23 protein-coding genes are annotated in these 20302 nt (G+C 61.7%); 20 read left to right on the top strand and 3 right to left on the bottom strand.

What is annotated here, in order from left to right:
- Window positions 1-121: 121 nt before the first annotated feature.
- The 3 genes from U5K34_RS01875 to U5K34_RS01865 are packed head-to-tail and all read right to left on the bottom strand — an operon-like array spanning window position 122 to window position 3734.
- Window positions 122-1420, bottom strand: a complete 1299-nt coding sequence (locus U5K34_RS01875; RefSeq protein WP_322566820.1) for a sigma-54 dependent transcriptional regulator — start codon at window positions 1418-1420, stop codon at window positions 122-124.
- A 2-nt stretch (window positions 1421-1422) separates the two neighbouring features.
- Window positions 1423-2859, bottom strand: coding sequence for a HAMP domain-containing sensor histidine kinase (locus tag U5K34_RS01870; RefSeq protein WP_322566819.1), 1437 nt, complete (start codon window positions 2857-2859; stop codon window positions 1423-1425).
- Window positions 2856-3734 (bottom strand): PhnD/SsuA/transferrin family substrate-binding protein, encoded by an 879-nt coding sequence (locus U5K34_RS01865; RefSeq protein WP_322566818.1) that lies wholly within the window; start codon window positions 3732-3734, stop codon window positions 2856-2858. The genes U5K34_RS01870 and U5K34_RS01865 overlap by 4 nt, the downstream gene beginning before the upstream one ends.
- Before the next feature lie 263 nt (window positions 3735-3997).
- On the opposite strand from U5K34_RS01865, the gene U5K34_RS01860 reads away from it, so the two are divergent.
- The 20 genes from U5K34_RS01860 (at window position 3998) to U5K34_RS01770 (ending at window position 20227) form a co-directional block, all read left to right on the top strand.
- Complete coding sequence (locus U5K34_RS01860) at window positions 3998-5272, top strand: 4Fe-4S binding protein (RefSeq protein WP_322566817.1); 1275 nt, start codon at window positions 3998-4000, stop codon at window positions 5270-5272.
- A 78-nt stretch (window positions 5273-5350) separates the two neighbouring features.
- Window positions 5351-7846 (top strand): molybdopterin-dependent oxidoreductase, encoded by a 2496-nt coding sequence (locus U5K34_RS01855; RefSeq protein ID WP_322566099.1) that lies wholly within the window; start codon window positions 5351-5353, stop codon window positions 7844-7846.
- Between the two features lie 20 nt (window positions 7847-7866).
- Complete coding sequence (locus U5K34_RS01850) at window positions 7867-8625, top strand: 4Fe-4S dicluster domain-containing protein (RefSeq protein WP_322566098.1); 759 nt, start codon at window positions 7867-7869, stop codon at window positions 8623-8625.
- A gap of 11 nt (window positions 8626-8636) precedes the next feature.
- A complete protein-coding gene (gene nrfD, locus U5K34_RS01845; protein ID WP_322566816.1) occupies window positions 8637-9773 on the top strand; it encodes an NrfD/PsrC family molybdoenzyme membrane anchor subunit in 1137 nt (378 codons plus the stop codon).
- A gap of 33 nt (window positions 9774-9806) precedes the next feature.
- Window positions 9807-10625 carry a molecular chaperone TorD family protein gene (locus U5K34_RS01840; RefSeq protein ID WP_322566815.1) on the top strand — a complete coding sequence of 273 codons (819 nt, stop codon included), beginning with the start codon at window positions 9807-9809 and terminating at the stop codon, window positions 10623-10625.
- An 8-nt stretch (window positions 10626-10633) separates the two neighbouring features.
- Complete coding sequence (locus U5K34_RS01835; protein WP_322566814.1) at window positions 10634-11191, top strand: hypothetical protein; 558 nt, start codon at window positions 10634-10636, stop codon at window positions 11189-11191.
- Between the two features lie 10 nt (window positions 11192-11201).
- Entirely contained in the window at window positions 11202-12191 is a 990-nt protein-coding gene (moaA, locus tag U5K34_RS01830) for a GTP 3',8-cyclase MoaA (protein WP_322566813.1), read from the top strand.
- A gap of 420 nt (window positions 12192-12611) precedes the next feature.
- Window positions 12612-12965, top strand: coding sequence for a metalloregulator ArsR/SmtB family transcription factor (locus U5K34_RS01825; RefSeq protein ID WP_322566812.1), 354 nt, complete (start codon window positions 12612-12614; stop codon window positions 12963-12965).
- Window positions 12966-13005: 40 nt separating this feature from the next.
- Entirely contained in the window at window positions 13006-13425 is a 420-nt protein-coding gene (gene arsC / locus U5K34_RS01820; RefSeq protein ID WP_322566811.1) for an arsenate reductase (thioredoxin), read from the top strand.
- Between the two features lie 44 nt (window positions 13426-13469).
- Window positions 13470-14555: an ACR3 family arsenite efflux transporter gene (gene arsB / locus U5K34_RS01815; RefSeq protein WP_416223999.1), complete on the top strand. Its 1086-nt coding sequence runs from the start codon at window positions 13470-13472 to the stop codon at window positions 14553-14555.
- 5 nt (window positions 14556-14560) lie between these two features.
- Window positions 14561-15520, top strand: a complete 960-nt coding sequence (locus tag U5K34_RS01810) for a permease (RefSeq protein ID WP_322566809.1) — start codon at window positions 14561-14563, stop codon at window positions 15518-15520.
- An 18-nt stretch (window positions 15521-15538) separates the two neighbouring features.
- The gene (locus U5K34_RS01805) at window positions 15539-16000 is read left to right on the top strand and encodes a rhodanese-like domain-containing protein (protein WP_322566808.1); all 462 of its coding nucleotides are present in this window, start codon (window positions 15539-15541) and stop codon (window positions 15998-16000) included.
- Between the two features lie 39 nt (window positions 16001-16039).
- Window positions 16040-16375, top strand: coding sequence for a hypothetical protein (locus U5K34_RS01800; protein WP_322566807.1), 336 nt, complete (start codon window positions 16040-16042; stop codon window positions 16373-16375).
- A gap of 32 nt (window positions 16376-16407) precedes the next feature.
- A complete protein-coding gene (locus tag U5K34_RS15990; protein ID WP_416223994.1) occupies window positions 16408-16530 on the top strand; it encodes a sigma factor in 123 nt (40 codons plus the stop codon).
- 29 nt (window positions 16531-16559) lie between these two features.
- Entirely contained in the window at window positions 16560-17345 is a 786-nt protein-coding gene (locus U5K34_RS01795; RefSeq protein ID WP_322566806.1) for an arsenite methyltransferase, read from the top strand.
- A gap of 103 nt (window positions 17346-17448) precedes the next feature.
- Window positions 17449-17682, top strand: coding sequence for a thioredoxin family protein (locus U5K34_RS01790; RefSeq protein WP_322566086.1), 234 nt, complete (start codon window positions 17449-17451; stop codon window positions 17680-17682).
- A 28-nt stretch (window positions 17683-17710) separates the two neighbouring features.
- The gene (locus tag U5K34_RS01785; RefSeq protein ID WP_322566805.1) at window positions 17711-18136 is read left to right on the top strand and encodes an arsenate reductase ArsC; all 426 of its coding nucleotides are present in this window, start codon (window positions 17711-17713) and stop codon (window positions 18134-18136) included.
- Between the two features lie 32 nt (window positions 18137-18168).
- Window positions 18169-18576 carry an OsmC family protein gene (locus U5K34_RS01780; RefSeq protein WP_322566804.1) on the top strand — a complete coding sequence of 136 codons (408 nt, stop codon included), beginning with the start codon at window positions 18169-18171 and terminating at the stop codon, window positions 18574-18576.
- Between the two features lie 3 nt (window positions 18577-18579).
- The gene (locus tag U5K34_RS01775) at window positions 18580-19299 is read left to right on the top strand and encodes an ABC transporter ATP-binding protein (RefSeq protein ID WP_322566803.1); all 720 of its coding nucleotides are present in this window, start codon (window positions 18580-18582) and stop codon (window positions 19297-19299) included.
- The gene (locus U5K34_RS01770; RefSeq protein WP_322566802.1) at window positions 19292-20227 is read left to right on the top strand and encodes a SufB/SufD family protein; all 936 of its coding nucleotides are present in this window, start codon (window positions 19292-19294) and stop codon (window positions 20225-20227) included. Before U5K34_RS01775 ends, U5K34_RS01770 begins: the two co-directional genes overlap by 8 nt.
- Window positions 20228-20302: the final 75 nt, after the last annotated feature.

Raw genomic sequence — 20302 nt, 5'->3', positions numbered from 1 at the left:
AAAAGACGGCAGGTTACCGACGGGTAATGCGTGAGCCGGATGTACGGTGTTGCTGCATCGCATCGGGTCGGCGGTCAGACCCGGCTGGGATTCTACGGATGATCAGACGACGCGTCGGCGCTCACAGACCGTATTTCTTGCGTTTTTGCCACAGGGACTTGCGGCTGATGCCGAGCCGCCGGGCGGCATCGCCGATACAGCCGTTGCATTCGGTCAATGCCGTGGCGATACGACGCTTTTCCTCCTGTTCCCGGCCCTGTCGCAAACTGTTTACGGTTTTGTTCGGGTGGGGTTCGTTGTCCAGGCCGAGATGCTCGACGTCGATGATCGGGGCGTCCGAAAGAATACAGAGGCGTTCGATGTGATGTTTGAGTTCGCGGACATTGCCGGGCCAGCTTCGCGCGGCCAGCGCGGCTCGCGCGGCGTCACTCAGCTGGCGCGGCGGTTCGTTATGGCGCTCGCCGGCCTGTTGCAGAAACCGTTCGGCCAGCCAGACGATATCTTCCGGCCGTTCGCTCAGGGGCGGAATAGTGATCTGGATGACATTGATCCGGTAATAGAGATCCTCGCGAAACTCGCCACTTTGCACCCGGGCGTGCAAATCCTGGTTGGTGGCGCAGACCACGCGGGCCCGAAAAGGGCTGGCGGTTTCACTGCCGACCCGGCTGAAAGTCCGTTCCTGCAGAACACGCAGCAGTTGCGCCTGCAGTTCCCGCGGCATATCGCCGATCTCGTCCAGAAACAGGATACCGTCGCCGGCGCGCTCGAAGGCACCGATGTGGCTTTTGATGGCGCCGGTGAACGCGCCGCGCTCGTGGCCGAACAGTTCGGAGGCGGCCAGCGCCTCCGGCAGAGCCGCGCAGTTGACCGCCTCGAAGGGGGCCCCGGGGCACTGTTGCGTGTGCAGCAACCGCGCGGCGATCTCCTTGCCAGCCCCCGATTCGCCCTGCAACAGCACGCTCGCTTCCGGGTAGCGCGCCACCCGGCTCAGGGTCGATTCGATCTCGCGCATTGCGCGGGACAGTCCCAGTTGCGGTTCGCCATCCCGTGGCGAGGCCGGCTGGCGGCACACGGCGGCCAGTTTGTCGAGAAAACGGGGGATGTCTAAAGGCTTGGTCAGATAGTCGGCGGCGCCGAGGCGCAGCAACTCCACCGCCTGATCGATGGTGCCGTAGGCGGTGATGAAAACGGCGGGCGGTATCGGTTTTAATCGTTGCGCGAGCTGGCGATACAGATCGGCGCCATTGATGTCCGGCAGCCGGATATCGCTGACCAGGGCATCGCAGGGCTGTTCGGTGAGCCCTTCCAGTGCCACCCTGCCGCTGGTGTACAGAGTCACCTCATAGCCTTCCAGTTTCAGGCGTTCGACCAGGGACTCGCCCATGATCGGGTCATCTTCGATCAGGCAGATGCGGGCCATTTTCAGGCCACCTTCGTGCGGGTTTTTGTCAGGGGCAGGCGGACCCGGAAGCGGGTCAGGCGTGCCTGGCTTTCCACGTCGATCTCGCCACCGAGCTGTGTCACTGTCTGATACGTCACCCACAGTCCCAGACCGGTGCCGTGGGGACGCTGGCTTTGAAACGGTTCAAAAAGATGGGCGAGTATCGCCGGGGGGATCGGCTCGCCCGGATTGCTGACCAGAATCTGCAACGCGTCATCATCGGCAGTCAGTTCGATGGTAATTTTATTTTTGGGAGGAGTGGCCTGGACGGCGTTCAACGTCAGGTTCAGCAGGATCTGGCGCACGGCGTTAGCCGGCAAGGGGAGTTCCCGGGGTAGCTGGTTGTCCCAGTGGATGGCTTTGTTGACCGTGGTCGCATCCGCCTGTACCAGGGTGGCCACGTCGTCGATGTCCTGGTGGGTCAGCGGGCGGGTTTCCAGCCGGCTTTCTACCAGCAGGGCGGAGACCACGGTATGGATCTGTTGCAGGCCGCGTTCGATCAGGGCGAGGGTCCTGTCCGGGTCCCGTTGTCGGGACGGGGTGTGACGATAAGTATCGATCGCGGCAAACAGGCCCCCCAGCGGATTGTTGACCTCGTGAGCGACGCCCGCCGCCATGCGGCCGATAGCGGCCAGGCGTTCCTGGGTTTTCGCCTGTTCTTCCAGCGCCTGCTTGTTGCGCAGATCCTCGAGCAAAAGTTTGAAACGTTGTCCGAGTTGCCCGATTTCGTCGCTGCCGGTATAGGTGGGGCATTGCATACGGGTGATATCGTCCCGGCCGATGCGTTCCATGCAATGGCTCAGGCTGGTCAGTGGCGCGATAATGCGTTGCCCCCAGACCCAGCCGATTCCGATCAGTGCCAGTAATACCAGGCCGATCACCGGTGCCGCGCCGATCAGAATTTCCCGGAAGCGGTTCCAGAAGACACCCGTGGAAAAGCCGAGCATCAGGGTGCCCACCTGCGCATCGGCCGAACGCACCGGCACGATCAACAGTTGGCCGTCACGCCACTGGACGACCGGATTTTCCCTGTTCGACTCACTACCGAGCCGGGCAAGCTCGCTGTGGAGATCGGCCAGGGCCACGCCCAGCGGAAAGTGTTCCGGCTGGTTACTGGCAAAGATATGCCGCTGTTCATCCAGCAGCACGAGAAACGGGGCGGGAAAACCGGTATTTATTTTTCCGGCGCCGGAAGGTTCACGCAACAGGCTGTAGGCCAGCCAGATATCGTCGTGCCGGATGGCGCGTGCCAGTACCGGTTCCATGGCGTGCGCCAGTCGAAAGCCGGTGCGTTGCTGTTCAATCTGAATATTGCGGTAAGTCTGGTAGGCGACCGCGAGCGAGAATGCCAACGCCGTGATAATGGCGACCACGGCCAGGCTCAGGGGAATCCGGAACCGGTAGCTGGTGAGATTCATGCCGCTGTGACCAGCCCCCGCTGGCGCAATTCCTTCAGCATCCGGTGAATGCCGGCATACTGATCCGGTTGACCTGCCTCGAACCGATCCAGCGCGAGCTGTTCGAGCAGGGCGCGGCCTTCGCTATCCTCGTGCATGCTTAACAGGACTTCGGCCAGGCGCTGATGGATCGGCGGCGGTGTATCGACGTGGGTTACCAGTGGCGGAAATCCGAAGGCCGGGGATCGTTCCACTACGACGGCCTGTTCCGCGTATTCAGGGTGACGCCGTTGCAGGGTCTCCCACACATAACTGTCCACCGCCCCGGCGTCGGCCAGGCCGGCGGCGACCGCCTCAATGGTATTGCGATGGCCCCAGGTGAAAAAAGTGCGCCGGAAAAAGTCCGGCTGGCGGGTGAGTGCCTCGCGCAGTCGGTACATTGGATAGAGGTACCCCGAGTTGGAATCGGGATCGGAGAAGGCAAACGAAGTGCCGGCAAGATCATCGATGTTCTTAATCGACTTGTGCTGTTGCGTCCGGATAATCAGCGAGTGATAACGGGGCTCGCCCCGGTAGACGGGAACGGCAAGCAGGCGCAGTTGCTCGGCATGCGCGATATACGGATAACCGCAGACCCAGGCCGCATCCAGTTCGTGGCGCAGTAATAACTCGGTGATATCCCGATAGCGCGGTCGCTGCACGAATTGCACTTCACGGGTGAACTGCCGTTCCAGCCAGTCGCGCCAGCGGCGCAAAAAACGGCTTTGATCATCGAGGATCACCGGGGTCAGGCCGATACGAATCGGCGCGGGGTTGCCCGGTGCCGCTCGCGCGCCGGTAGTGGCCAGCAGCAGCCCGGCCGTGCGGATCAGAAATTGTCGGCGCGACGCTGGCATCTGTTTTTGTCCCTCCGCAGCCCCGGTGAATCGATGTTACCAAAACGTAACTCTCCTCAGTGTAGCAAAGACAATCCGGATTTCCCGGTGGCTAGCAGGTTTATTTTTGTCCGCGACAAGGGTGTTACCAAAGGGTAATACCTGGCTTCCCATGACGTTACCAACCGGTGACTTCGCCGCTTTGTTAGACGATTAAGTTGTTGAAATAAAGGATAACTTTTGTATGGCATGGTTTTTGTGAACGGTCTGGGCAGGTTGCATCAATGCCATTGGACAAATGGCGACAATCTCAAGGTGCGGCCGGCGAGATAACAACAAATCAAGTCAGAAAAGGGGGACGCGATCAGGTGAATTTGCAGGCGACATTCCCCGGGCAGCAGGAGACCCGCCGGCCGGCGGTGATCTGGCGGCGGTTGCACCCGCGTCACGGTTTGCGTCATGCCCAGGCCGTTTGTCAGGCCCTGCGCAGTCGTGCCGGCGAGTGTCAGGCGTGCCGCAGCGCCTGTCCGGTGGAGGCGATACAGCCGGGGTCCGTCACGCTGGAACTGGGCGATCAATGCCTGGGGTGTGGTCGCTGTGTCCCCGCCTGCCCGATGGGCGCGCTGGCGTTACCCGTTCTGCCGGAGCAGCCCGTGACCGGTCGCGATGCCCTGGAGATCGATTGCCGGCGTGTCCCGTCACAGCGGCAGGGCGGCCAGACCAACCGGATTCCCTGTCTGGGGGCGCTCGCTGTGGCGGATCTGCTCGAACTGTTTACCCGTGCCGACGGTCGCCCGTTGCGCTTGCTGGATCGGGGCTGGTGCGCGGCTTGTCCCGCCGGCGGGGCGGGGGCCCATCCCGCGCAGGCGGCGCTCGATACCGCCCGGCAATGGTTGACCCAGATGGGCGTGCCCGCGGCCCGCCAGCCTCAACTTGTGAGTGCCCCTTTGAATCAATCCCGGGCCCTGCCGGCCACGGCGGAGGTGCTCGGCGAAGTGGTGCTGTCGCGGCGGGGCTTTTTTCGTGAGATCGCCCGTACGGCCCAGGACAAAAGTCAGCCGCCACCCCGGCAAGCCCCCGCGGCGCAGGTGGCGGCGCAGGCCTCGCTGGCTCGCGAACGCCAGCTGGCCGCGATCGAGCGGGTCGCCGGCATAACGGGCCAGGTGCCCCCCGCGACCGCCTGGCCGCAGCTCGCCGCCAGGGCCGATCGCTGTGGCAATCACCAGGGCTGCGTGCGGATCTGTCCGACCGGGGCGTTGCGCGCCTATCGCACCGCGCACGCATCGGGCGTGCGGTTCAATGCCGCCGCCTGTATCGCCTGCGACCGTTGTGTCGAACATTGCCCCCGGCAAGCCCTGCACTGGACGGCGGAAAACAGGGCTGAGGAGCCGGGGGCGATCCATACCCTGACATCACACAGCCGGCGCGAATGCGCCGGGTGTGGCGCCGAATTCAGTCCGCTTCCGGACGATACCAGCGGCGCCTATTGCCAGCCCTGCCAGCGGTCACGCCGGTTGGCGGCGGATGCCTTTACCCAATTGTTCGGTGCCCGGGAATGAACTCCGGCACCCGGTACAAACCGGCACAGCGGGCGATACCTGTGCCAATAAAACCAACCAGAGGAGAGAGCAAGCGTCATGAATATTTTTCAGAGTCTGATTAGCCGCCGGCGCTTTCTGCAGGCGACCGGCACCACGGCCGCCGCCGGCGCGGTCAGCAGCAGCGGCATGCTGTCGGGACTGCTCACCGAGGCGCAGGCCCAGGATACTGCCGGGGCCGCGACCGCATCGGGTAAGGCGGTGATTACCAAAAACATTTGCCATCAGTGTCCGGCCCGCTGCGGGATCGATGTGTACACCACCGACGGGCGGGTACATGCGATCTGGGGGAGTTCGGAGCATCCCATCTCCAATGGCAAGCTGTGTCCCAAGGGGCCGCTCGGCACTTACATTCTTTATGACCCGGATCGTTACAAGGGGCCGATGAAACGGACCAATCCGAAAAAGGGCCGTAACGAGGATCCGAAATTCGTGCCCATCAGCTGGGAGGAGGCGCTGGACACGGTCGCGGCGCGCCTCAACAAGCTGCGTGACGCCGGTGAATCGCATCGCTTTTCGCTCTGTTTCGGTCGCGGCTGGGGGGCCGCCGACGCCGGTATCCTCGGGACGTTTGCCGAACTGTATGGCTCACCGAATGTGGGGATCGGCCATTCGTCCATGTGTTCCGACGGCAGCGAGCTGAGCAAATACGCGACCGATGGCAACAATTCCTACAGCGCTTATGACTATAAGAATTCTAACATGCTGCTCATGTTTGGCGTGGGCTTTCTCGAGGCGTTCCGCCCTTATAACAACAATATGCAGGTCTGGGGGTATATCCGCGGGGAAAAGGTCCCCAAGACACGCATCACGGCGATCGATGTGCATATGAATACCACCCTGGCCGGCGCCGATCGTGCCCTGCTGGTCAAGCCCGGGACGGATGGCGCGCTGGCTCTGGCGATTGCCCACGTGATTCTGACCGAAGGGCTGTGGGAAAAATCGTTTGTCGGGGATTTTTATGACGGCGTCAACCGGTTCAAGCCGGGACAATACGTCGATCCCGGCAGCTTCAATGAAAAATGGGTGCGGGGTCTGGTCGACTGGTGGAACACCGAATTGAAGGATCGGACCGTCGTCTGGGCGGCCGAGGTTACCACCCTGTACGAACGCGACATTCTCGCCACCGCGCGCGAGTTCGGCAGCACGCGTCCCGCCATCGCTCTGTTCGAACGCGGCGTACACGCACATTCCAATGGCATCCTCAACGGCATGGCGGTGCACAGTCTCAATGCCCTGGTCGGCTCGCTGTTCGCCGAGGGCGGGTTGATGTACCAGATGGGACCGAGCTACGGCGCCCCGCCGGCCGATGCCGCCGATTACCTGGACGAGTATGCCAAAAACGGTCCGTGGCGCGACAAACCGCGTATCGATCTGCAGGGTCATGAAGACGGCTATCTGATGGCCAAGAACATGTTGCAGGAGCTGGGGCCCAATTCCCTGGCCGGCAAGCCCTACAAGCTCGATACCATCATGTTCTATCTGACCAATCCGATCTGGACCGCACCCAATGGCAAGGTCTGGGAGGATGCGCTGCGCGAGCTGTTCGTGATCGAGACCTCCCCGTTCCCCAGCGAGACGGCCATGTTCGCCGATCTGATTCTGCCCGAACACACTTACCTCGAGCGCCTGCAAGACGCGCCGACCTATCCGTTTCAGGGCTGGCCGATGGCGCAATTGCGGGTCCCGGCGATCAAGCCGCTGTACGACACCAGGTTCTTTGGCGATATGGTGTTTGAGATCGGCAAACGCATCAAAGGACCGATGGGTGACTATTACAAGGCGATGGATAGCTCGGAAAATCTGTTGCGCCATCTGGCCAAGGGGTTCGAGCAGGACCCGGGCGACAATGGTGTCAATTCCTTCGAAAGCTGGAAGGAAAAGGGAGTCTGGTACAAGAAGCGTTATCTGTGGCGTCAGATCGATGGCGATTTTTTCGAATGGGACGGCAGCGGTTACAACAAACCGATGCGCCCCGAAGCGGTCAAGGCGGAGTTGTTCAAAACCGTCTCGGGCCGGTTTGAGTTCCGTTCCTCCTGGCTGGAGCAACACGGCGACTGGATTGCCGACAAGACCGGACGCGATCAAAACAAGTTGATGTTCCCGCACTGGGAAGAACCAAAGCATCCCGGCGGCGGCGATCTGTATATGGTCACCCCCAAGGTCGCCCTGCATGCCGAGGGACGCGGCGGTAATCTGCCGGTGGCCATCGCCAACATGCAGCCGGCACTGGGGGGTCGCAATACCGTGTATATCGAAATCAATCCGGTGACCGCCAGGGAGCGGGGCATCGACGACGGCGATCGGGTCCGCATCAAATCGGCGATCGGCAGCATCGAAGGTTTTTGCAAGTACTTCGAGGGCGTACGCCCCGACACGCTGGTCTTCCCGATGGAACACGGGCACTGGGCACACGGTCGCTGGGCCAAGGGGCGTCTCCCCGGTCACAGTGGCGAGATTACGGTCAACCAGTCCGACCGCATTACCGGCCAGTGCAACTACTACACCACCAAGGTCAGCATCGAGCGGGCCTGACAAGTTAAGGAGATATGACGATGGCAAAATGGGGAATGGTCATTGACCTGGATAAATGCACCGGTTGCCAGGCCTGCACCACGGCGTGCGCCATGGAAAACAACCGGCTACCCGGCGAAAACTGGCAGGACGTGCTGTTCTACACCGAGGGGACTTATCCGAACGTCAGCATGAAGTGGTTTCCGCGCCCGTGTTTTCATTGCGAAAACCCGTCCTGTGTCTCGGTCTGTCCGACCAGGGCGACCTACAAGGATCCGGAGGGCGGCTTCGTGCTGATCGACTGGAACAAGTGCATCGGTTGCAAATATTGCCAGGTTGCCTGTCCGTACGGCGTACGCTTCTTTACCGACGAGAAAGCCGTGGTCCAGCCGGATATTCGCGACGTGTTTCCGGCGAAGGACGATCGGCAATGGGATCCGCCGTATAAAGGACCGCAGGACGATCCCTCGCGGGGTATTGGTATTCAGCCGCATGGCGTGGTGTCCAAGTGCACGTTCTGTTATCACAAGGTGTCCAAAGCGCCCGAGGGCGTGGCCGATCTCGATGAGGATATTCCGGAGCTGAAAGAATATGTTCCCGGCTGCGTGCGGGTCTGTGCGCCCAAGGCGCGGTTCTTCGGCGATCTGGATAATCCGGAAAGCTACGTCAACAAGCTGATCGCCGATAAACGCGGAGTGCGTTTGAAAGAAGAGACCGGCAACAAGCCCCAGGTGTATTACCTGAGTGGCGGGGCGGCCGCTGCCGTGCCCGGTCTGCGCAGCATGAAAGACAAATCCTGAGGGGCGTTATCATGATCAATACAAGCAAATCCAATCTTGTTTTCGTCGTTGCGATTATCGGCCTGATCGTGACGGCCGCGCTGGTGCTGTTCAATCTGGCCAGCCAGGGGCACGCGGCCTTCAATGGCAGTAATCTCGGTCTGCACTGGACCTTTCCGATCGTGGTGTATGACTACTTTCTGCTGACCTCAACCGGCCTGGCCATGATCGCCAGCCTGATGCTGATCTTCGGCGGCGCGCATTGCCAGCCACTGGTACGCCGCTGTCTGTGGCTGGCGGTGGCCGGGCTGGTCGGCGGTGTTTCGGTGCTGGCGCTGGAGCTGGGTTACCCCGTGCGCGCGATCTGGGCAATTCCCACCAGTTTTGCCGTCACTTCGCCGTTGTGGTGGAAGGTGATGTTTGTTATCGCCTATGTGGTGGTGTTGCTCATCACGGTCAATCTGTTGCGCAAACCCGGCGAGTGGCCGGCGGCAGCGCGCACTTCGGCGATTCTGTTGTTACTGGCCGCGCTGGGTGTGACCGGGATTGCCGGTGTAGTGTATGGCTCGATGACCATGCGTCCGTTCTGGTCCAGCGGGGATGTGCCGGTGGCGTTCATTTTCGAATCGTTGCTCGGCGGCCTGGCCTTTGCGATCTTTTTTTCCTATCTCGCGCACGGATTCAGTCAGGAGCGCATGAGCGCGCCGCTGCGTGATGTGCTGACCGGTATGTTGCCCAAAGTGTTTGCCCTGGCGATTTTCGTGCACCTGATGTTCGTCGGGGCGCGGGCGCTCATCGGCCTCTATAGCAATGCCGAGGGGCTGCAGGTCTGGCAATACCTGGCCGGGACATCGCTGTTTCATATCGAGCTGTGGGCCGGGCTGGTGCTGCCGCTGCTGTTGATGCTGAGCCCGGGGCTGCGCAGCAATGCGGGCAGCCAGACACTGGCGGCCTTGCTGGTGATGATCTCGCTGTTTATCGCCCGTTATGACTACATCATCGGCGGCCAGCTGGTGCCCATGTTCAAGGGCGCCTGGGCGCCGGAGCTGCTGAGCTATGCACCGTCGTTCACTGAGTGGATGCTGCTGTTAATGGCGATTTTCCTGGCCAATGCTATCTACGTGTGGGGTGAGAAGAAATTTGATCTTTCCTGGTGCAAACAGGCCTGAGCATCAACAGTTGAGATTTGAGGAGGGAATTGAATGAGTATAACCCATGCCGAATTCTGGCTGTGTCTGGCGCGCGCGTTTCTGCCCCCGACGGAGAGGGCGTTTCAAACCGCGTTGCGGGAGGATCTGGTCGACGATCTGGCCGCCCTGGCCGGTGAGCTGGATTACCCGCTCGACGAGGAACTGGCCGCGCTGCGCCGCAGCCTGGCCGGTATCGACGGCCCCGAGTTGCTGGTGAGTTACAGTCGCCTGTTTCTGGTGCCGGGCGAGGAGCACCCCAACATCAATGCCGGGGTCTATATCGACGGCACTCTGCACGGTGACACGGTGCGTCGTCTCACCGAACGTTACCGCGCGTTCGGCCTGGCCAGGGACGAGGCCTTTGCCGATCTGCCCGACCATGTGGCGGTGCAGCTGGAATTCGTGGCGCGGTTGTATGCCGGCGACGGCGATGGCGATGCGCCCGGGTTTCTCGCTGACTTTGTCCGGCGCTGGGCCCCGTTGCTGCACGAGGATCTGCGCCAGGCTGAAAGCCGCTTCGAACTGGCGGCCAATCCCTGGTTGGCGCTGGCGCAGGTGATCGACAAGGTCGCGGCCCTCGAAGCACCGGCACCGCAGCCCGCGCCGGCGGAGGAAGAGGACGAGATCCTGCGCCTGCGTCGCCAGTATGCCGGGCGCAGTCCGGATGCCGCCGATCTGGAAACTATCCGCGCGGCGCTCGAGGCCCAGGGTCTGGATACGGCGCACCTGGCGGTGCCGGTGGCGGAGCGTGATGCGCAGGAGGGATTGGCGAGATTACAGGTTCCGGAAGTGCCGCAACACAAGATCCGTTCTGGCGGAGCAAGACACTAACCGTCGTGATGACCCGGGGGGCATGCGCCCTGCTGGTCTGGTTATGCAGTCCTGTGCCGGTACTGGCCGAGATGGATGCGGAGCAGTACCAGTCACGCGAGGGGGCGCCAACGGCCGAAGAACGGGAACGCCTGCGGGCTGAAATCGCGGCCGAACGGGAGGCGGCCCGCCGGCGGGAAGCCGCCGAACAGGCCGAGCGGGAAGCGGCCCGGCAACGTCGCCAGGCAATAGAAGCGGCGCAACCCGCGGGGCGGCGCCTGTATGAGCGCCGTTGCCTGGGGTGTCATGCGCCGGAGGCGCTGGCGCGGACACAGCATACCCGTCCCGGCTGGTATCTGACCATCGCGCGCATGCGCTGGCTGAACGGCGCGGCGGTGAGCGCTAAGGAAGCCCGGGTGATCAGTGGCTATCTGACCAGACAGCAGCCGCTTGAGGGCTGGCAACGGCTGGCGGAATATGGATTGATCGCCCTGTTGCCGCTGGGCCTGGCGGGGGGCGGTTATGGCGGCTATCGCTGGTACCGGCGGCGCGTCAACCGACACAGGGCACCAACAACATCAACATAACGGGACAGCGATGAGCGAGACATTTCTGGAAGACAATTTTGGCAGGCGGATTGATTATCTGCGCCTGTCGGTGACCGATCGTTGCGATCTGCGCTGCAGCTATTGTCTGCCGAAAGGCTTCAGGGACTTCGGGGAACCCGATCACTGGCTGAATTTCGAGGAGATGACCCGCGTTGTGCAGGCTTTCACCGAACTGGGCGTGCAGCGGGTCCGCCTGACCGGTGGCGAGCCGCTGGTGCGCCGCGATCTGCCGGTGCTGGCGGGGCAACTGGCGCAACTGCCGGGGCTGACGGATCTGTCGTTATCGAGCAATTGCACGCGCATGGACAAACTGGCGGGCCCGCTGTATGAGGCCGGGGTGCGGCGTCTCAATGTCAGCCTGGACAGCCTGCGCGAGGAGGTCTTCGCGCGCGTGACCGGCGGCGGCAAGTTGCACAAGGTGCTGCGGGGCATCGAGGCGGCGCAGCAGGCGGGGTTTGCGCCCATCCGGATCAATACCGTGGTCATGCGCGGCGTCAACGACCAGGAGATCGAAACCCTGCTCGATTTTTGTGCCGCCCGCGGCTTCACCCTGCGCCTGATCGAGACCATGCCCGTGGGGTCGACCGGGCGCGACGCGCTCGAAGGTTTCGTCGATCTGCAGTCAGTCAAGCGGCGCCTCGAGCAGCGTTACACGCTGACCCCGGATGTGCAGCCGGGCGGGGGCCCGGCACGCTATTACCGGGTGGCCGGCAGCGACACCCGCATCGGGCTGATCACGCCCCTGTCGCAACATTTTTGCGACACCTGCAACCGGGTCCGCCTGAACGCCGAGGGGACCCTGCACCTGTGTCTCGGCCAGGAGCACAGCTACCCGTTACGCGACGTGTTGCGCCGGGGCGCGGGTGTGGAGGACCTGAAAGATCATCTGCGTGCCGCGATTGCCCGCAAGCCGCAGCGCCATGAATTTCGCGAAAAACCGTCCCAGGTGGTCCGGTTCATGGCGATGACCGGCGGTTGAGCCGGCTGGCACATTGGCACTGATCCTGTCGGGATCACGAAGACCATACACCATTGCCGGCAGCCGCTTCGCCGCGGGCCGGGACCTCCACCCCGGCGCCATGCATTTTCTTGTTCTATTCCTTTTATATTAATAGAAGTACCGAATACCAGCTCACTTTGAGGTGTCGAGCGCCGCCACGCCTCCCAGGACACGCAGCGAGTACATCCTTGTATGCTCGACGGCCGCATCCCTGCGGCCGACGGTCCTGGGAGGCGCGGCGGCGCCCACCACTGTACTGGTTTCGGATCACCTACTTTATGTCCCCAATCAGGCATGTCAGGGGGATTACCTGTGAACCCCATTCGGATTCTTGAAATCTATGACATGAATCAGTAATATATGGTTGACAATATATATGATTAGCCGTATATTTTGACCATGTCCATCGACGCCGACACCCTGTTCAACGCCCTGGCCCACCCCCTGCGGTTGCGCGCGCTTTTGCTGCTGCAGCAGGAAGGGGAGTTGTGCGTGTGCGAATTGACCCATGCCCTGGGCGTGTCGCAACCGATGATTTCACGCCACCTGGCCCAGTTGCGCCAGGCCGGAGTGGTCAGCGACCGCCGCCGGGGACTGTGGGTTTATTACCGGTTGCATGACGCCTTGCCCGAGTGGGCGCAACAGGTGTTGACGGCGACCAGCGAGGGGATTGCCGGGCAGGGGATTTATGCGGCGGATCGCGCGGCCCTGGCGGCCATGCCCGATCGTCCGGAGATTGCCTGCTGCGGCTGATCCTGATTCTTTCCACTTTTGTTTTGCCAGGGAGAATTGAATGAATCTGTTGTTTCTGTGTACCGGCAATTCCTGCCGTTCCCAAATCGCCGAAGGCTGGGCGAAACACCTTGCGCCCGACGGGTGGTCCATCGAATCGGCCGGTATCGAGGCGCATGGCAAGAACCCGCGCGCCATCGCGGTCATGGCCGAGGCGGGGATCGATATAGCCGCGCAGGAATCCACCAAACTGACCTCGGGGATGCTGGAGCGTGCCGATTACCTGGTGACGGTCTGCGGCCACGCCGACGAACACTGCCCCGTTGTACCGGCCGATACGCGTAAGGAACACTGGCCGCTGGATGATCCGGCCAAAGCCACCGGCAGCGAGGATGAAATCATGTCGGTATTTCGCGCGACCCGTGACGATATTCGCCAGCGGGTCGAAGAACTGATTCAACGTCTCAAGGCGGAACAATGAGTGCACAGTGCGAAACCACCGCGAAACAATCCGCCGGCGCCGGGATGGGTTTTTTCGAACGCTATCTGACCGCCTGGGTGTTTCTGTGTATTGTGGTCGGCATCGGTCTGGGCCACTTTTTCACCGACACGTTTCAGGCGATTGGCGCCATGGAGATCGCCCGGGTCAACCTGCCGGTGGCGGTGCTGGTCTGGTTGATGATCATCCCCATGCTGTTGAAAGTCGATTTGCGAGCTCTCAAGGGCGTGACGCAACACTGGCGCGGCGTGGGCGTGACGTTGTTCGTCAACTGGGCGGTGAAGCCGTTTTCCATGGCCTTGCTCGGCTGGTTGTTCATCGGCTGGTTATTTCGTGACTGGCTGCCGGCGGATCAGATCGACAGTTATATTGCCGGGCTGATCATCCTGGCGGCGGCGCCCTGCACCGCCATGGTGTTTGTCTGGAGCAATCTTTCCGACGGCGAGCCGCACTTTACGCTGTCGCAGGTGGCGCTGAACGATGTGATCATGATCGTCGCCTTCGCGCCGATCGTCGCGCTGTTGCTCGGCCTGTCCGCGATTACGGTGCCGTGGGAGACATTGTTGTTGTCGGTGCTGGTCTATATCGTGATTCCGTTGATTATTGCCAACCTGTGGCGCAGCTGGCTGCTGAACCATGAACACGGCTATCTGCGCCTGCAGCGGGTGCTCAATATCATGCATCCGGTCTCACTTGTTGCATTGCTTGCAACACTGGTACTGCTGTTCGGTTTTCAGGGCGAACAGATTCTGGCGCAGCCGTTGATCATCGCGCTGCTGGCGGTGCCGATTTTGATTCAGGTGTTTTTCAATTCGGGGCTCGCCTATCTGCTCAACCGCGCGGTACGTTCACCTCACTGCGTGGCCGGGCCCTCGGCGTTGATCGGGGCGAGCAATTTCTTTGAACTGGCCGTGGCCACCGCGATTGCGTTATTCGGCTTCCAGTCGGGTGCCGCCCTGGCCACCGTGGTGGGCGTGTTGATCGAGGTACCGGTGATGTTGCTGGTGGTCAATGTGGTCAACCGCAGCCGCCACTGGTACGAGTCGCGCGAAGGGGTAGTCCCGCATGAGCAATGTTGCCCGGCCGACCTGCATACGCACGGAGGACACTGATACCGATGTTTAATGCACTTGCTGATTTGATTGTTTACCAATGGTTCGGCCTGAGTGCCGACAGCCATGCCGGTGCGGCGCTGCATTTTTTCGTCATGGATACGACGAAGATCTTCGCCATGCTGATGATCATCATCTATATCATGGGCCTGCTGCGCGCGCTACTGTCGCCGGAAAAGGTGCGTGACTACGTGCGTGGCAAGCCCAAATGGATGGCGCGTTCCTCGGCAGTGGGCCTGGGCGCGGTGACGCCGTTTTGTTCCTGCTCCTCGGTGCCGCTGTTTATCGGTTTCGTCGAGGCGGGTGTGCCCCTGGGGGTAACTTTCTCGTTTCTGATCGCCAGCCCGATGATCAACGAGGTCGCCGTGGTGATCCTGATCGGGATCCTTGGCTGGGAACTGACGCTGATGTATGTGGCGGCGGGGCTCACCGTGGCCTACGTCGGCGGCATGATCATGGAGCGCTTCAAACCCGAACGCTGGGTCGAAGACTACGTCTGGAAGATCCAGATGGGCGAGACGGCGGAGGTCGAGGCCGACACCACACTCGCGGGTCGTCATCGCTATGCATGGAGCGAGGTAAAAGAGATCGTCGGCCGCCTGTGGAAATGGGTGGTGGCAGGGATTGCCGTGGGCGCGCTGTTCCACGGTTACGTGCCCGAAGGCTGGGTCACCGAACATCTTGGCGGCAAGGACAACTGGCTGGCCGTGCCTGGCGCGGTGCTGCTGGGCGTGCCCTTGTATTCCAACGCCACCGGCGTGATCCCGGTGGCCGAGGCGATGCTCGGCAAGGGCGTGGCCATCGGTACCACTCTGGCCTTTATGATGAGTATTGCGGCGTTGTCGCTGCCGGAAATGATCATCCTGCGCAAGGTGATCCGGTGGCCGGCGCTGGCGCTGTATGCCGGCGTGCTGGCCATCGCTTTCATGCTGGTTGGCTGGGGCTTCAACCTGTTCGCACACTGATCAAACAAGGAGCGTACCATGCGTTACACGATGACACTGCTGATATTGATACTGACGACCCTGAGCGCCGGCACCGTGGTGCACGCCGCCGAGCCGGGCCTGGAGAAATTCATCACCGGGTTCGACTATGTCACGCGCAAGGATATGAAGATCGACAGTAAAGAGCTGATTAAATTATTGAAAGAAGGCAAGGCGCAGTTGATCGACATCCGCTTCAGGGAGGAAAACGCGACCTGGAAGGTCAATCCCTCGCTCAGCATTCCGCTCAATGAGTTGCCGCAGCGGTTGAACGAGATCGACAAGAGCAAGATCGTCGTCACCGCCTGCCCGCACAAGGATCGCGCCGCCATCGCCATGGTGTATTTGCGTTCCAAAGGCATACCGGCCAGGTATCTCACCGACGGGCTGATCGGCATGATGGAGAACCTGCGCGGCGATAACGCCAGGGACCTGGTCGACGCGTTGGCCACGCACAAGTGAACACGACATCCTGATTCAAGCAAGCAAGAGGAAACCCAAATGCAAGAGAAAACCCAAATGCAAGAGAAAACCCAAATGCAAGAAGAACCGCAATTGCACTCATCCATCGTCGCCATGGTCTCGCTGGCGTCCGGTATCGCGTCCAATCACCCGGCCATGGGCCAGTGTCAGTTGCAGCGGCTGCGTGATATAGGCGTGCCGGAACACCAGATCGACGCGGTCATCGAGATCGCCCGACATATACGCGATGAGGCGGTCGAGAAACTCGATACCGCGTTCGACGAGCAATCCGCCCAGGCTAAAACCGCTGTTATAGCAGAGTCCGAAGAGAGTTGCGGCTGCACCCCGACCGCCAGTGGCCAGTCCTGCTGCTGAACGGGGCGCAAGATGATCGACGTCACTGCGGCATGGGAAACCACCGGGAAATTGTCGTACAGTTCCTGCGGCACCGCCTCGCCAGCGAGGCCGATGCCGAGGAACTGGCTCAGAAGACCTTTTTGCGTCTTTTTCGCTGCCATACCGTTTCATGAGATGAATCAACTTACAATGGAGACAGATTATGTCAGACAACAATCATGATGCGATTCGCAGCACAGTACGCGAGGCCTACGCAAGTGTGGCGGAGGGCGGCAGCGGTTGCTGCAGCGGCGACAATGGCTGCGGTTCGCAGCCCGAGTCGGTTGCCTCCCAACGCCTCGGCTATTCGGACGAGGAGTTGGACGCGGCTCCCGACGGGGCCGACCTTGGGCTCGGTTGCGGCAATCCCCAGGCCATCGCCGCCTTGCAGGCCGGGGAGACGGTCCTGGATCTGGGCAGCGGGGCCGGTTTCGACTGTTTTCTCGCCGCCCGGGCCGTCGGCGACTCCGGCCGCGTGATCGGCGTGGACATGACACCGGAAATGCTGGCAAAGGCACGGGAAAATGCCCGCAAGGGTGGCTATCGCAACCTGGATTTCCGCCTCGGCGAGATCGAACATCTGCCGCTGGCTGACGCCAGTGTGGAGGTGATCATTTCCAACTGCGTGATCAATCTTTCGCCCGACAAGGCGCAGGTGTTCCGCGAAGCCTACCGTGTGCTCAGGCCGGGTGGGCGTCTGGCCATCAGTGATGTGGTGGCAACGGCGGAGCTGCCCGAGGCGGTACGTCGCGATCTGGCCCTGTACACCGGTTGCATGGCCGGTGCCTCGTCTATCGACGAGCTGGAGAGGACGCTGCGCGAGGCCGGCTTCGAAGCTGTTCGTATCGCGCCAAAAGACGAGAGCCGGGAGTTTATCCGTGATTGGGCACCGGGACGCGGTGTCGAGGCATATGTTGCTTCGGCGGTGATTGAAGCCAGCAAGCCTTGAAGTCCGGTTCCCCGGGGCAGGGAGGCCCGACAATCCGCGCGGCGCACTTTCCGGGTGTTGTGCGTTCGTATAACCTCATCAATCAATCAGAGGAAACGCAATTATGAAAAATATCAAGGTACTCGGCACTGGCTGCGCCAACTGCAAGCGCACCCTGGCGCTGATCGAAGACACGGCCAAAGCCAAAGGTGTCGAGGTGGAGCTGGAAAAGGTCGAGGAGATCGGCGCGATCATGGGCTACGGCGTCATGTCGACCCCAGGCGTGGTGATCGACGGCAAGGTGGTGCATGCCGGCGGTGTGCCGGATCGCAAGACCGTCGAGGGCTGGCTGGGTTGAGTGCTGTCGGAACAACAAGGAATCTATCATGAACAATCCCGTTCGCGTGTTATTCGTTTGTGACGGCGGCTCGGCCCGCTCGCGGATGGCCGAAGGCCTGTTGCGCGCCGCCGCCGGCGATGAGTTCGAGTCCTGCAGCGCGGGGATCGAAGCCGAAGCAGTCCCATCGGAGGCCGGGGAGGTGATGAACGAGATCGGTATTGATATCGGTACGGAACCGACGCCGGCGCTCAATGACTTCGAGGAGAAGCAGTTCGATTATGTGATCGCGTTGTGTGACGAGGCGAACACTGCCTGCCTGTCATTCTCGCGTGACGCTCATAATCTGCACTGGACCTGTCCCGATCCGACCCTGAGGCAGGGCGACCGGGAACAACAGCTGGCGGCCTGGCGCGTCGCGCGTGATGAGCTCAAACGTCAGATCGACAACTGGCTGACGGAAGTCAGGCAATAATACCCTGCCCCCAGACGGCAAAGGAGACGCAGATGCTGGAATACGAAATCACCGCCACACGCATCGATGCCCACGGCAGCACGGTGCACTGCAAGGACGTCGAGCTGGTCATCGATACCGATCTCAAGGGCCGGGCCGATGCGTTGAATCCGGCCGAGTTGTTGCTGGCCGCCGTCGCCGCCTGCATCCTGAAGAACATGGAGCGCGTCGCGCCCATGATCGAGTTCGAATACCGGGGCGTGACCGTCAGGGTGCACGGCGTGCGTCAGGACTCGCCGCCGAAGATGCAACGCATCGACTACACGATCGAGATCGACACGGAGGAAAGCGACCGCCGACTCGAACTGATGCACGAGAACATCCGCAAATACGGTACCGTCTACAATACCGTGGCGCCGGGCACCGAACTGTCCGGCACGCTGCAACGCGCATCGCAATAACCCGTGCAACCCTTGCTGCAACTGGAGAATATTCACCTGACGCTCGGTGAACGCAAGGTGATCGACGGCCTGAACCTGTCGGTGGCGCGCGGGGAGGTACACGCCTTGCTCGGGGCCAACGGCGCGGGTAAATCCACTGTGGCGTTCATGATCATGGGGCGGGAGGGCTATCGGCCGGAGAATGGCGAGTTGCGGTTCGAGGGTGAGCCACTGCTGGACCTGCCCATGCACGAACGCGCCCGGCGCGGCATCACTCTGGCCTGGCAGGAGCCGGCGCGTTTCGAGGGCCTGACAGCAGCGGACTATCTCATGTTGGGCGACGGTAAAGTGAAACCGGCGCAGGCGCTGAAGCAGGTGGGGCTCGATCCGGCGGTCTATCTCGCCCGGCCGGTGGACAAGACCCTCTCCGGCGGCGAGCGCAAGCGTATTGAACTGGCGGCGGTGCTGGCCATGGGCACGAAGCTGGCCATCCTTGATGAGCCGGCCGCCGGTATCGACCTGTTGTCACTGGATGAAATCAGCCAGGTGATCGTGGCGATGAAACAGGCTGGCAGTGCCGTCCTGCTGATTACCCACCGCGAGGATATGGCTGTCCATGTCGACCGCGCCTCGCAGTTGTGCGGCGGACGCATCGTCTGTCATGGCGCGCCGGATACCGTCATCGCCAATTACAAGGCACGGCACTGCGGGCGTTGCGACGGGGAGACCTGCGGCTATGCCTGAACTTGATGCCTTATATGAAGTGTTTGCGCAGATCGGCGAGGATCCGGCACAGATCCTCACGCCGGAGACGGCCTATCTGGTGGCCTATGGCCAAGACGTGGTGGGCATGCAGAGCGTGCCGGGTGTCATCATCATCCCCGAGCGAACGAAGCACGGTATCCATGCCCGCGTGACCGTGCTGGAAAATTATCAACTCGAAAACCCGGTGCATCTGTGTTTCAGCCTGTTCGAACGCTTCGGCGTGCAGAACATCGATCTCGAACTGACGCTGCAAGCGCACAGCAAGGCAACGTTCTGGTCGCATTGTCTCTTTACCGTGCCCGAGGTGGCGCGCCATGCCATGACGGCGCAGGTTACGATCCAGGAAGGTGCCGAGCTGGTTTATAACGAAGTGCATTACCACGGGCTCTCCGGCGGCATCGAAGTCATTCCGCGTGCCACGGTGAAACTCGAACCGCATGCCCGCTACCGCGCGGACTTTTCCCTGGTGCAGGGGCGGGTCGGCAAGCTCGATATCGACTACGAAGTGACGGTGGCCGAGGAGGGCGTGGCGGAACTGACCAGCAAGGTCTATGGCCACGTCGCCGACGAAATCCGCATCCGCGAGACGGTGAGTCTCGATGGCGACAACGCGCGCGGGCTTATCAAGTCGCGCGTCGCGCTCGATGACGAGGCTACGGCGGAAATCACCGGCGCGACCTATGGCAATGCGATGGGTACGCGCGGCCATGTGGACTGTCTGGAGATCGTGCGCGGCAGCGCCAAAGCCAGCGCCATCCCCGAGGTGCGCGTCAGCCATCCGCAGGCCAAGGTCACCCACGAGGCGGCCATCGGCAGCGTCGATCAGGCGCAACTGGAAACCCTCATGGCGCGCGGCCTGTCGCCGGAAGATGCGGTGGATCGGATCATCCTGGGGATACTGCGATGAGGAAAGCAGGATTGCCGCGCATCAAGGCGGTCCCGTGCGCGGGTTATTCGTTTATGAGGGCGTGTCGGTCATCTC

It is taken from the genome of Thiohalophilus sp. (genome assembly GCF_034521165.1).
Taxonomy (GTDB): domain Bacteria; phylum Pseudomonadota; class Gammaproteobacteria; order UBA6429; family Thiohalophilaceae; genus Thiohalophilus.
Note: the sequence above shows the minus strand (reverse complement) of the source record. Positions and strands in the feature narration are given on the sequence as shown.

Coding starts and splice junctions, on each gene's coding strand:
- U5K34_RS01770 (WP_322566802.1), top strand. CDS start 19,292: ATGCCTGAACTTGATGCCTTATATGAAGTGTTTGCGCAGATCGGCGAG.
- U5K34_RS01810 (WP_322566809.1), top strand. CDS start 14,561: ATGTTTAATGCACTTGCTGATTTGATTGTTTACCAATGGTTCGGCCTG.
- arsB (WP_416223999.1), top strand. CDS start 13,470: ATGGGTTTTTTCGAACGCTATCTGACCGCCTGGGTGTTTCTGTGTATT.
- U5K34_RS01825 (WP_322566812.1), top strand. CDS start 12,612: ATGTCCATCGACGCCGACACCCTGTTCAACGCCCTGGCCCACCCCCTG.
- U5K34_RS01795 (WP_322566806.1), top strand. CDS start 16,560: ATGTCAGACAACAATCATGATGCGATTCGCAGCACAGTACGCGAGGCC.
- moaA (WP_322566813.1), top strand. CDS start 11,202: ATGAGCGAGACATTTCTGGAAGACAATTTTGGCAGGCGGATTGATTAT.
- U5K34_RS01800 (WP_322566807.1), top strand. CDS start 16,040: ATGCAAGAGAAAACCCAAATGCAAGAGAAAACCCAAATGCAAGAAGAA.
- U5K34_RS01860 (WP_322566817.1), top strand. CDS start 3,998: ATGCCATTGGACAAATGGCGACAATCTCAAGGTGCGGCCGGCGAGATA.
- U5K34_RS01805 (WP_322566808.1), top strand. CDS start 15,539: ATGCGTTACACGATGACACTGCTGATATTGATACTGACGACCCTGAGC.
- U5K34_RS01850 (WP_322566098.1), top strand. CDS start 7,867: ATGGCAAAATGGGGAATGGTCATTGACCTGGATAAATGCACCGGTTGC.
- U5K34_RS01780 (WP_322566804.1), top strand. CDS start 18,169: ATGCTGGAATACGAAATCACCGCCACACGCATCGATGCCCACGGCAGC.
- U5K34_RS15990 (WP_416223994.1), top strand. CDS start 16,408: ATGGGAAACCACCGGGAAATTGTCGTACAGTTCCTGCGGCACCGCCTC.
- U5K34_RS01790 (WP_322566086.1), top strand. CDS start 17,449: ATGAAAAATATCAAGGTACTCGGCACTGGCTGCGCCAACTGCAAGCGC.
- nrfD (WP_322566816.1), top strand. CDS start 8,637: ATGATCAATACAAGCAAATCCAATCTTGTTTTCGTCGTTGCGATTATC.
- U5K34_RS01835 (WP_322566814.1), top strand. CDS start 10,634: ATGACCCGGGGGGCATGCGCCCTGCTGGTCTGGTTATGCAGTCCTGTG.
- U5K34_RS01875 (WP_322566820.1), bottom strand. CDS start 1,420: ATGGCCCGCATCTGCCTGATCGAAGATGACCCGATCATGGGCGAGTCC.
- U5K34_RS01865 (WP_322566818.1), bottom strand. CDS start 3,734: ATGCCAGCGTCGCGCCGACAATTTCTGATCCGCACGGCCGGGCTGCTG.
- U5K34_RS01870 (WP_322566819.1), bottom strand. CDS start 2,859: ATGAATCTCACCAGCTACCGGTTCCGGATTCCCCTGAGCCTGGCCGTG.
- arsC (WP_322566811.1), top strand. CDS start 13,006: ATGAATCTGTTGTTTCTGTGTACCGGCAATTCCTGCCGTTCCCAAATC.
- U5K34_RS01840 (WP_322566815.1), top strand. CDS start 9,807: ATGAGTATAACCCATGCCGAATTCTGGCTGTGTCTGGCGCGCGCGTTT.
- U5K34_RS01855 (WP_322566099.1), top strand. CDS start 5,351: ATGAATATTTTTCAGAGTCTGATTAGCCGCCGGCGCTTTCTGCAGGCG.
- U5K34_RS01785 (WP_322566805.1), top strand. CDS start 17,711: ATGAACAATCCCGTTCGCGTGTTATTCGTTTGTGACGGCGGCTCGGCC.